The sequence below is a fragment of the endosymbiont of Ridgeia piscesae genome, assembly GCF_001443665.1.
Taxonomy (GTDB): Bacteria; Pseudomonadota; Gammaproteobacteria; order Chromatiales; family Chromatiaceae; genus Endoriftia; species Endoriftia persephonae.
The window spans coordinates 1-11,225 of the sequence record NZ_KQ557161.1; the positions used below are offsets into that span (position 1 = coordinate 1).

Consider the following 11,225-nt stretch of genomic DNA (forward strand, 5'->3'; position numbering starts at 1 on the left):
CGGAGGCGGTGGTCGCCGACTGATTAGGCGAATCCCCCCAGAGAGGCGTAATGCCTCAGCTCAAGGCCGGCACTTTGTGCCGGCCTTTTTTATGCTCGTAAAAGCACTGATTCAAGAATTAACTATTATCAAAGCGGCCCGTGGACCATTCTGATATTTTCTTACCAATTGAGTAGGTTATATGAATCAATCCCCTCCTGATGGTGGGGCTTATCGATTAATGGAAGTAGCAATGACGACAGTGGCAAACAGCCTGGATCAGGCGAAGAGATATCCGCCGGGAGACCTGGCGATTTGGATCTTCATCCTTGCGGAGCTATCGGTATTCGCGGTCTTTTTTGCCGCCTATGCCTTTACTCGCATGAACAACGTGGAGCTGTTTAACGAGTTTCAACAGCATCTGGATCGGCAGGCCGCATTGATAAATACTCTGGCGCTGATCACCAGTTCCTATTTTGTGGTGCGTGCCGTCAGTGCGATTCGCGAGGGCAGCAGCAAACTCTGTGTTCGCTGGCTGCTGGCGGCATTGTCGATGGGAGTGGTGTTTCTGGTAGTGAAAGGTGGTGAGTATGCCCACCATTTCGGTGAGGGCATCACCCTTAGTACCAACACCTTCTATATGTTCTATCTCTCCCTGACCTTCTTCCACTTCATGCATGTCATCATGGGCATGGTAATTCTGTCAGCGGTGGCGGTGATGGCACACAAAGGCAAGTACAGCGCCGGGGAGCATACTGGCGTGGAGACCGGCGCCTCCTACTGGCATATGGTGGATCTGCTCTGGCTGATCCTCTTTCCACTCGTTTACGTGATGCGGTGACAAGATTATGAGCAGTAATAAAAAACTGGGTATTCGTCCCTGCACTTGGGTCTATCTGTTCTTGATGTTCTTCAGCTTTGTGACCTTTCTGATCGGGCAGATGGGCTTTAGTGGCTTACAGGTCGCTCTCGGGGTGCTCTTTCTGGCCCTCATCAAGGGACAGCTAGTGGGTCACTACTTCATGGGATTGGGTTCCGTCCGCGGGATCTGGCGTTGGCCCGTCTTTATCTGGCTCTTCATTCCCGGTATGTTGATCAGCACCGCGTTTTACCTCTCTTAATCTAATAGGCCCCACATTGACTGAGCTGCCTTTCTACAAGCCACAGGGCAATGAGATCGCCCTGTTCGAGCACGCCTATAAACATCAGCTGCCGATGTTGATCAAAGGTCCGACCGGCTGCGGCAAGACCCGTTTTATTAACTACATGGCGGCAAAACTGGGACGCCCTGTCTATACGGTGGCCTGCCACGACGATCTGACTGCCGCCGACCTGGTCGGGCGCCATCTGATCGGCGAGAGCGGCACCTTCTGGAGCGACGGTCCGCTGACCCGGGCAGTGAGAGAAGGAGCCATCTGCTATCTCGATGAAGTGGTGGAGGCGCGCAAGGACACCACGGTGGTGCTGCACCCTCTCACCGACGACCGGCGTATCCTGCCCATCGAGCGTACCGGTGAGACCCTGCATGCGCCGCCGGAGTTTATGCTGGTGGTCTCCTACAACCCTGGCTATCAGAATCTGTTGAAGGGGATGAAGCCGAGCACCCGCCAGCGCTTTCTCGCTGCCAGCTTCGATTTTCCCAATGCTGAGCTGGAGCAGGAGGTGCTGATCGGCGAGGCTGACATCGATGAGACCCTTGCCAGACGCCTAGTGATCCTCGCGAATGCGCTGCGTTCGCTTAAGGATCACGACCTGGAAGAGGCCGCCTCGACCCGCTTGCTGGTCTACACCGCGACCCTGATCAAGGGAGGGTACAACCCGCTCGAGGCCTGCCGCGCTGCTTTGGTGGAGCCGCTGACCGATGATGAAGAGACCAGTGCCGCATTGATGGAAGTGGTGGAAGTTACCTTTGGCAGATGATCTCCAGGAACCGCCTGGTCAGGGATTTGCAATTGTTGCCGAGTCGCTCTATCTGGCAAATCTGCTGATTGCACCGGGGCTGGCGTTTATCGCGCTCCTCTATTTCTACCGAAAAAAGATGCAGGGGGCACCGCCATTGGCAGTTTGCCATCTGCAACAGACCCTCGCTGCAAGCCTCTGGGCAGGCGTGCTGCTGGTCCTTGTCAACCTGCTGATCCTGGCGCTCGGCGGTTATGAGGGTACCTATACCTGGATGTTGGTGATCATATACTTCACCGTTTGCCACTCCACGCTGGTGCTGCTTGGCGTGCTCGGTCTGGCCAAGGCGATGGCCGGGCAATGTTTTCGTTTCCCGTGGGTGGGGTGTCCCCTGCCTCCTGGTTGCTGGGATTGATCCAGATCAAGTCATTGTTCCTGACCGCAGAATACCATAGCAAATCACTAGGGTATTCGCTTGTTACAGTCACAAAACCCCATATGTCTCTCTCCCTGCAACACAAACGCCATCTCTTTCAGGCCGGTTTCTTCCTCCTGTTTGTCCTGGCGCCGCCCCTCGATCTGTTTCGCTTCGATCTGACCCTTAACCACTTCATCCTCTTCGGCCGGCCCTGGACTTTGGGGATCGACCAACTGGTTGCTGGGGAGATCAGCAGTACCGAGGCGGCTGCCAACATCTTTCTTCGTGGTTTCCTCCCACTCGCGCTGGCGGCAGGGGGGCTGATTTGGATTGCCTGGCGCTTTGGTCGCCTCTACTGCGGTTGGCTCTGTCCTCACTTCTCGGTGGTGGAGACGATCAACCGGCTGATGTTCCGTGCCAGTGGCAAGCAGAGCATTTGGGAGAAATCACCACAGCCGGAATTGCAGCCGAATGGCCTCTACATGAAGCCGGACAGAAGATTTTGGCCGTTGACCTGGCTGGCTGCATTATTTTTTGCCTTTCTTTGGGCGGTCAGCTTTCTCACCTATCTGTTGCCGCCGTTTGAGATCTACCATAATTTGTTCCACTTCAGCCTGACCGGCAATCAGGCACGTTTCATTGGTGCGGGGACCGGGTTGCTGTTCATCGAGTTTATGTTTGCCCGCCACCTCTTTTGCCGATTTGGTTGCGCAGTGGGGGTGTTTCAGAGCCTCGCTTGGATGGCCAATAACCGTGGCATGGTGGTGGGTTTCGATCGCAGCCGCGCCAAACTCTGTGGCGAATGCAACAATGCCTGCGACAATGTCTGCCCGATGCGCCTCAAGCCACGCAGCATCAAGCGGCGCATGTTCACCTGTACCGAGTGCGCGCAGTGCATAACCGCTTGTGAAACGGTACAGAAGCCTTTCGCGCGCCAGACCCTGTTGCAGTGGGTGGAGGATGAGGCGGCAATCGCAGTGGCTACGGGACGACCTGTCACCAGTCAAAAACCGAAAAGCCAGCCAGTTCCATGATTCGTTCAGAGGCTCCATAGGCATGGAAGAGAAAGTAGGCGAACTCTGGCACCGCTTGATCACCCGCATGGCGCGCACCAGCCACCCGGAGGCGGCGGTTACCCTGGAGCAGGTCGGCACCACCGTTGGCATCCTGTTTCGTGCCCTGGGTGGCGACGGCGGCCTGCAGGTGGAGGCCGCCCACGCCACCGAACACGGTGCTCGTCGTAGCCTGCTGCATCGGATTGCCGGTGACAGCAAAAAGGTCGAGCTAGCCTGGCGCGATGAGCAATACCTGCGCCTGCCCGCGGTGATCGATCTGTTCCCCACCCCCCAGCTGAACCGGGATCTCTACATCTGGCTGGCGGCCCTGGCGGTGGGCGATCACCAGGACGAGGAGGCCTGGTTCAGCAAGAATCAGCGCCTGACGATCAAGGCCCTAAACGACTATCCTGGCCTGTGTCCACGTTACCAACGGTTGGTCGAGGCCCACCTCGCACAACGTATCCAGCCCGACAGCCAGCTCAAAGCCGAGGCAGCCCAGGAGGCAGCTATCCGTCAGGCGTTGCGCGAACCCGGCAGCGTCGAACAGCTGCCGCAGAGCCGTCGCCCGCCGCAACCTGTGCCGCTCTGGCTCCACCCCTTTCCCCCCGTGGTTGCCGCAGCCGGTGCCTCCGATGATTCTGATGAGGCAGGCAGTAGTAGCCGGGGCGAGATCAAGCAGATGGAGGAGCAGAACCGCCAAGCCGAGCGCGCCGAAAAACCCGAAGCAAAGGATCGGGGGTTGATCACCATCCGCATGGAGAACATCTTCACCTGGGGGGATTTCCTCAACCTCGACCGCGGCTCCGAGGAGAATGACGATCTGGAGAGCGCCGCCGATGCCGCAAAAGATATCGACGTGCTGAGCGTCAGCCGGGATGCCAAGGCCTCCGCCAGCAAGCTGCGCTTCGATCTGGATCTGCCTGCCGCCTCAGAGGATGACCTGGTGCTCAGCGAGGGGGTTCTGCTGCCGGAGTGGGACTTCAAAAAGCAACGGCTGCTGCCCGACCTCTGCCGGATAGTGCCGATGCTGGCGGCCAATGCCGAGCCGGTCCCGCTACCGGATCATCTGCGCCGCACTGCGCGAAGGCTGCGTGCCCAGTTCCAGCAGCTGGCCCCAGCGCGGGTCTGGCACCGAAACCAGCAAGAGGGCAGTGAGATCGATATCGATGCCTACCTGCGTTTTGCCACCGATCGCATGATTGGCCATGCCGCCAGCGCCGATGGCCTCTACCGCGATCTGCGCATCGGCTCGCGGGATCTCGCCTGCCTGCTGCTGGCTGACCTGTCGCTCTCTACCGACACCTGGGTCGATAACCACCGGCGGGTGATCGATGTGATCCGCGATGCCCTGTTCCTGTTCGCCGAGAGCCTCTCGGCTACCGGTGACCGCTTCGGCATCTATGGCTTCTCCTCACGCAAACGCGACCCGGTCCGCTTCCATCAGCTGAAGACCTTTGATGAGAACTACAATGCGGCGATCCGTGGTCGTATCGACGCCATCAAGCCCGGCTACTACACGCGCATGGGCGCGGCGATCCGCCACTCCACCAACCTGCTGAAGGCGCAGCCCTCGGAGCGCCGTCTGCTGCTGATCCTCACCGATGGCAAACCCAATGACCTGGACAAGTACGAGGGGCGCTTCGGCATCGAGGATACCCGCCAGGCGATCCGCGAGGCCCGTGAGCTGGGGCTGCAACCCTTTTGCGTCACCATCGACACCAAGGCCAACGACTACCTGCCACATCTGTTCGGCAGCGGCAGCTATGTGGTGATCCACAAACCCTCGCAGCTGCCAAAAGAGTTGCCGCTGCTCTATGCCAGATTGACCGCCTGATCGGATCAGAGATTTCAGCTGCCAGGCGACACTCGGCTCTCTTGTAACCCCTTCCTGGCTGAACCAGACTGACAGTCAGGTAAAAGGGGGAAACAGCATGGCCGGACCTCCATTGCCCAGCAAAGAGGGGCTGGCGCAACTATCGCCCGAAGCGCTCACCATCTATGCCGGGCGTTCTGCATTGCGCGTGCTTCCTTTGATCGCCAATCAGGGGACTTTCGAATCCTGGGGTTCTGAGGCGCAGCAGAAACTGCAGGTAGCAGAGCTGGCAGCGGGGTCGAGTATATTGCGGCAAGGGCGATATCAGCGGCTGCCTACGCTGCGGGTACTGCCTCACGCGCAGTGGCGACAGTCAGCGTCTCATCCTCAGTCATTACGGCTGGTGATGGATGTGCCTGGAGTCGCGGTGATCGTTGCGGTGGATGAACGTATGGCGCTGGCAGCGTTAACCCAACACTATTATGAACTGGCGGAAAAGGGCAGTCAGCGTACCGCCCAGGCCATCGCGCGGGACTATCCTGGCAAGATTTTTCATCTGCCGGTTTGCCTGAGCGATCCGGCGAAGGAGGATGTCGAAAACTATATCCTCAAAGATCTTATCGTCGAGGTGCTGCAGGATGCCGATCTGTCATCGGATAAAAAGAAGAGATCTTCAGGAACGGACGTATCCGGTGAGCTAACCGTGAGGCCCGGGCCTCATGGTGCTGAGCCCGGGCAGCAAGTTGCACCGGGGGGTTTGCTGGGAGATTCGGCGGTGCCAGCGCAACAGAAATTGGTGGACGAAATGCAGCCCTCTGGAGGTGAAGTCGTTCCTGAAGAGACGGGGGCTGAGGAAGGTGGCAAGGCGCCAAAGGAAGATAAGAAACGAACCCAGTTGCTGGCCGGTAAAGCGATCAGAGAAACGACAAAAGAGCGTGAGCTGTTCATGCAACTGGCGGACTGGCTGAAGATCTCCAATCCGCGCCGCCTGAAACGACTTTTAAACAGTTATCGTCTTAGACGCAGGCAAGCGTGGCACCATCGATTTGATGTGGAATAAACGGCATCTGACGATGCTCTTCTGGTTGGAACACCTCTACGTTCAGGAGATGATCGAGCAAAAGCGCGAAGAGAAGTACCTGTTCGGCCCTGATCTGGAGATACAGGGGGCAAAACTCGACCCCAAGACCTACTGTCTACTGATGGAAGAGATGGCGAAGGGTGTTGCGGAGGAGACGCGTCGGTCTTACTACGAAATGCTGAAGCTGGAGACGATGCCCTTCATGTTACCTTTCTCCCATATCGTGGTGGAGAGTCAAAGAGAGGCGAAGCAGACGGAGACACCATTAAGTTGGGCCCAGCCGCTGACCGAGTCGGGAGCTGTGGGCCAACTCCACTGCCCATTCTGGTAGAATCTGTCTCTTTCCTCTCGCAGAGTACCGATGATGACCAAGATCACCGATGTTGCCGCCTATATGAATGAACTGGGTGGCAAAGCCCGAACCGCCTCCCGTCGTTTGGCTGCCGCCTCCACCGCTGAGAAGAACGCCGCTCTCAACGCCATTGCCGACGAGCTGGATGCCAGTCGAGACGCCTTGATGGTGGAGAACAGGAAGGATCTGGAAGCGGGGGCCGCCAAGGGACTAGATGCGGCGCTGTTGGATCGCCTGGAGCTGACCCCAGCGCGCATTGATTCGATGATCGAAGGGCTACGCCAGATTGCCGCGCTGCCCGATCCTATCGGCGAGATCTTCGATATGAACTACCGCCCCAGCGGCATCCAGGTGGGACGGATGCGGGTTCCGCTCGGGGTTGTCGGCATCATCTACGAGTCGCGCCCCAACGTCACTGCCGACGCTGCTGCGCTCTGCCTCAAGTCGGGCAATGCCACGGTGCTGCGAGGCGGCACCGAGGCCTTTCACTCCAACCAGGCCATCGCCGCCTGCATCCACCGGGGTCTGGAGAAGGCGGGTCTGCCGGCGGATGCGGTACAGGTGCTCGCCACCACCGACCGGGCCGCTGTGGGCAGCATGATCACCATGCCTGAGCACATCGATGTCATCATCCCCCGGGGCGGCAAAGGGCTGATCGAACGCATCTCCCGGGATGCTCGGGTGCCGGTGATCAAACACCTGCACGGCATCTGTCACGTCTACATCGACGATCAGGCGGAGGTGAGCAAGGCCTTTGACGTGGCGATGAATGCAAAGACCCAGCGCTACGGCACCTGCAACACTATGGAGACCCTGCTGGTGGCGGAGGGGATCGCCGAGGAGATGTTGCTGATGCTGGCGGCGCCGCTACAAGAGAAAGGGGTGGAGCTGCGCGGTTGCCCGCGTACCCTGGAAGTGATCGACAACGCCGTGGCTGCCACCGATGAGGATTGGGACACCGAATACCTGGGGCCGATCCTCTCCATCAAGGTGGTCGCCGGGCTGGATGAGGCCATCGATCATATCGACCGCCACGGCTCTCAGCACACCGACGCTATCGTTACTGAAAACTACACCCGGGCCCGGCGTTTCCTGGCCGAGGTGGACTCCAGTTCGGTGATGGTCAACGTCTCTACCCGTTTTGCCGATGGCTTTGAGTACGGTCTGGGAGCGGAGATCGGCATCTCCACTGACAAGTTCCACGCGCGGGGTCCGGTGGGGCTGGAGGGGCTCACCTCGGTTAAGTTTATCGTGCTCGGCGACGGCCATGTCCGGACCTAGCACGCAGCGATGATCGGCGTTCTGGGCGGTACCTTCGACCCGATCCACTACGGCCACCTGCGCACCGCACTGGATGTGCAGCAGGCGCTGGGATTGGATGAGCTGCGTTTTATCCCGCTTGCCAATGCGGTGCATCGGGATCAGCCGGAGGTGCCGGCAGCGCTGCGCCTGACGATGCTGGAGGCGGCAATTGCGGGCGAGCTGGGGTTTGTCGCTGATGACCGGGAACTGCAGCGGGGGGGGCGTTCCTATACCCTCGATACGCTGCTCTCGCTGCGGGGAGAACTGGGGGATGAGCTGCCGATCTGTCTGCTGCTGGGCAGCGACGCCTTCAATGGTTTTCTCTCCTGGCATCTGCCGGAGCTGGTGGCGGAGTTGGCCCATCTGGTGGTGATGACCCGCCCAGGTCAGGCATTGCCGGAGGATCCAGCGCTGCAGGCGTTTCTCTCCTCCCGGTTGGTGGATGAGCCGGAGGCGCTGCGGCGCTCGCCGGGCGGCACTGTAATTCGCCTGCCCGTCACCCAACTGGAGATCTCCTCTACCGGGATTCGTCACCTGATCGGAGCGGGAGAGAGCCCTCGCTTCCTCTTGCCGGATGAGGTGCTGAGGCTGATCGAACGCCATCAGATCTATCGGAATTGAGCGTATCGTTGCCGTTGGCGTAGTATTACGAAACTAGTTAACAGATTGACAGGATAGATATGCAGGTAGAAGAGCTCAGAGATCTGGTCGTCGAGGCCCTGGACGATATGAAGGCAAATGACATTGTGGTGTTGGATGTGCGCGGCAAGACCAGCATCACGGACATCATGATCGTGGCCAGCGGCACCTCCGACCGGCATGTGAAATCGATTGCACAGACCGTGGCCTTCAAGGCAAAGCAGGTGGGCGAGACTCCGTTGGGCAGCGAGGGGCTGGACGCCGGCGAGTGGGCGCTGGTTGATCTCAACGGCGTAGTGGTGCATGTGATGCTGCCGAAGGTGCGCGACTTCTACCATCTGGAGCGGCTCTGGTCGATGGATACCCCGCTGCCGTTGAGCGAGCACTCCCAGGATTCCTGACTCTGTTCTCGCATGGATCGGCCCAGGCCGGTGTGTGCACAATCCCACCTTTTCCCCGTTGCCGCAATCTTCGGCTCTGCGCAGTGGACTGTCCGCTTCTATCCCGACTTGGGGGTGTGCCAATAAATTCCTGCAGTCCAAGGTGAGCAAATACTGACTTTAATCCTGCTGCGTTAACCCCGGTGTAGAATGGGAAGAACGTCCCGCATGGGAGTGGCAATCTGTGGGCTGGGCCACAAAGTGCTTGACTTGTTTGGGTTTATAGTCGGCCGACGAGCAATCCTAGCCCAAAGTCTGCGCAAAATGATGATCAAAAAGCACCCCGGATTTACGCTGGTCGAGATGAGCATTGTGCTCGTCATTATCGGAGCGATTCTCTCGATTGCGGTGAACCTCTGGCCGGGGCTGGTGCAGTCTGCCAAGCAGCGCAATAATGAGGCGATCATGCAGCGCATGGAGCTGGCGCTGGAGGGTTACATGGTGGCGGCGAGCCAGTTTCCCTGTCCCGATACCAATGGGGATGGTGATGCCACCGATGAGGTGATCCCCGATGGCGGTGTGGCGGGCAACTGCACCAGTTATGTCGGCACCTTGCCCTATCTCAGCCTGGGCCTGAGTTCTGGCAACGATGTTTGGGGCAACCCGGTCCGATATGCGGTATTCGCCAGCGCCGATCCTAATTTCAACGTGGATCTGACCGATCGGGGTGATATCTGCGCCGATCTGAAACGAGCCGGTAGTCAGCTCAAGGATGGCATTCACGACCCTGCGGCCCTCTATACCACCCAGTCGGATCTCACCGATACGCTGCTTCCGAACAGTGATACCAATCTCGCCTTCGTGATAGTCAGCGGTGGTGTGCATGACAAGGATGGCAGTGGCAGCTTCTTTGACAATCTCAACGGGGACGTGGATCCACTCCACTTTGCCGCGCCTAACAAGATCCATACCGATAGTTACGACGATACGGTGCGTGCCGTCTCCTTCGCCACCCTCAGCGGTCGCCAATGCCTGCTGAATGCGGGCGGGGCCCAGGAGAACACCCTGCTGCTCTGCAGCGATGGCCAGGATAATGATGGCGATGGCCTGGTCGATTGCTACGATCAGGACTGCTACGGACTGGGCGAGTGTCCGAATGGACCGCCGTCGGAGGATATCCAGATCAGTACCCGGGCGATGAATCATGGGGTGCTGGGGGGCGAGTATATCCACCAGTTCATCGCCACCGGCGGCTCCGGCCAATACTACTGGGCGCTCGATTCGATCACCCCGGCGATTCCGGGTCTGTCGCTCAACTACTGGGATGGCAAGCTGACCGGGGTTACCGAGGTCTGCGATGGCGACTATCAGGTGAGCGTGACCGCCACCGACCAGTTCGATGCCACCAAGACCGCCAGCCGCAGTTTCGCCCTGCGGGTCGATACCGGGGATCTGAATATCGTGCCGGCCCACTCCGGTGGCACCCTGCTGCCCGACTTCATTGCCCAATATCTCACCTTCAGTCAACCGTTTCAGGTGATTGGGCCGCGCATCGGCGATCCGAACGGTGATGACTTCAACTGGGCGATCAACTGGGTCGGGGCTGGGGCCGACAACTTCGAGATCTTCTCCACCGGCGAGGATCAGGGCACCCTGAAGAAGACCGCCTCCTCCGCCTCGGGCAACTATCTGTTCTCGGTGGAGGCCACTGACAAGGCCTGCCCCAACAACAAGGTGATCGAAGGCACCTATAGCCTGGAGGTTACCCCGAGTGGCGCGGTTGGCCCCTATACCACCGATCTGTTGGCGGAGTGGCGTTTCGATGAGTGTCTCTGGGATGGCAGCCGCGGCGAGGTGCAGGACTCCGATCCCCAGGGGCTCTACTCGGGGCAGGCCGAGGGGATGGCGGTGACGGTCGGTGCGGGTAAGGTCAACCGGGCTGGCTACTTCAATGCCGGAGACTCCCTGCTGCTGCCCTATGTGCCGCTCAACAATACCAGCTTCACCTTTGCCGTCTGGGTCAACCTGAATGAGATGGGCGACGGTGAGCGTAGCCTCTTCTACCAGTGTGATGCGGTGGCGGTGAACCGTTGCCTCAATATCGGCCTGCGCAACGGCCGTCCACTGATCAGCTTCTCCAGTACCGACGCGGAATTGATGGCGCCAAATGCGCTGCCGCAGACGGGCTGGCACCATCTCTTCTTTGACTATTAATCGTTCCGAAAGTATTGGCAGTGTATACTGCTTTCCATGGCTACGATAAAAGAACAGCGTGATCAGAAAAGGAAAGATGTAGTGGAGGCG

Annotated in this window: 12 protein-coding genes; all 12 read left to right on the forward strand. The window is 59.0% G+C overall.

Features of this window, described 5'->3' with window-relative positions:
* The first annotated feature begins 232 nt into the window (after positions 1 to 232).
* The gene (locus tag Ga0074115_RS14880) at positions 233 to 820 is read left to right on the forward strand and encodes a cytochrome c oxidase subunit 3 family protein (RefSeq protein WP_006475581.1); all 588 of its coding nucleotides are present in this window, start codon (positions 233 to 235) and stop codon (positions 818 to 820) included.
* A 7-nt stretch (positions 821 to 827) separates the two neighbouring features.
* Complete coding sequence (locus tag Ga0074115_RS14885; RefSeq protein ID WP_005961373.1) at positions 828 to 1,100, forward strand: cytochrome C oxidase subunit IV family protein; 273 nt, start codon at positions 828 to 830, stop codon at positions 1,098 to 1,100.
* Between the two features lie 16 nt (positions 1,101 to 1,116).
* The gene (locus tag Ga0074115_RS14890; RefSeq protein ID WP_057956912.1) at positions 1,117 to 1,899 is read left to right on the forward strand and encodes a CbbQ/NirQ/NorQ/GpvN family protein; all 783 of its coding nucleotides are present in this window, start codon (positions 1,117 to 1,119) and stop codon (positions 1,897 to 1,899) included.
* Complete coding sequence (locus Ga0074115_RS14895; RefSeq protein WP_057956913.1) at positions 1,889 to 2,293, forward strand: hypothetical protein; 405 nt, start codon at positions 1,889 to 1,891, stop codon at positions 2,291 to 2,293. Before Ga0074115_RS14890 ends, Ga0074115_RS14895 begins: the two co-directional genes overlap by 11 nt.
* An 83-nt stretch (positions 2,294 to 2,376) precedes the next feature.
* Positions 2,377 to 3,330 carry a 4Fe-4S binding protein gene (locus Ga0074115_RS14900; protein ID WP_232433139.1) on the forward strand — a complete coding sequence of 318 codons (954 nt, stop codon included), beginning with the start codon at positions 2,377 to 2,379 and terminating at the stop codon, positions 3,328 to 3,330.
* Between the two features lie 22 nt (positions 3,331 to 3,352).
* Positions 3,353 to 5,188, forward strand: coding sequence for a nitric oxide reductase activation protein NorD (locus Ga0074115_RS14905; RefSeq protein WP_060528676.1), 1,836 nt, complete (start codon positions 3,353 to 3,355; stop codon positions 5,186 to 5,188).
* A 97-nt stretch (positions 5,189 to 5,285) separates the two neighbouring features.
* The gene (locus tag Ga0074115_RS16960; RefSeq protein WP_232433140.1) at positions 5,286 to 6,227 is read left to right on the forward strand and encodes a P-loop NTPase fold protein; all 942 of its coding nucleotides are present in this window, start codon (positions 5,286 to 5,288) and stop codon (positions 6,225 to 6,227) included.
* 13 nt (positions 6,228 to 6,240) lie between these two features.
* Positions 6,241 to 6,579, forward strand: a complete 339-nt coding sequence (locus Ga0074115_RS16965; protein ID WP_232433141.1) for a hypothetical protein — start codon at positions 6,241 to 6,243, stop codon at positions 6,577 to 6,579.
* A 30-nt stretch (positions 6,580 to 6,609) separates the two neighbouring features.
* Positions 6,610 to 7,881 carry a glutamate-5-semialdehyde dehydrogenase gene (locus Ga0074115_RS14915; RefSeq protein ID WP_057956915.1) on the forward strand — a complete coding sequence of 424 codons (1,272 nt, stop codon included), beginning with the start codon at positions 6,610 to 6,612 and terminating at the stop codon, positions 7,879 to 7,881.
* 9 nt (positions 7,882 to 7,890) lie between these two features.
* On the forward strand, positions 7,891 to 8,523 hold the full coding sequence (gene nadD, locus Ga0074115_RS14920; RefSeq protein ID WP_057956916.1) for a nicotinate-nucleotide adenylyltransferase: 633 nt from the start codon (positions 7,891 to 7,893) through the stop codon (positions 8,521 to 8,523).
* A 59-nt stretch (positions 8,524 to 8,582) separates the two neighbouring features.
* Complete coding sequence (gene rsfS / locus Ga0074115_RS14925) at positions 8,583 to 8,942, forward strand: ribosome silencing factor (RefSeq protein ID WP_057956917.1); 360 nt, start codon at positions 8,583 to 8,585, stop codon at positions 8,940 to 8,942.
* Between the two features lie 303 nt (positions 8,943 to 9,245).
* On the forward strand, positions 9,246 to 11,135 hold the full coding sequence (locus Ga0074115_RS14930; protein ID WP_232433142.1) for a prepilin-type N-terminal cleavage/methylation domain-containing protein: 1,890 nt from the start codon (positions 9,246 to 9,248) through the stop codon (positions 11,133 to 11,135).
* Positions 11,136 to 11,225: the final 90 nt, after the last annotated feature.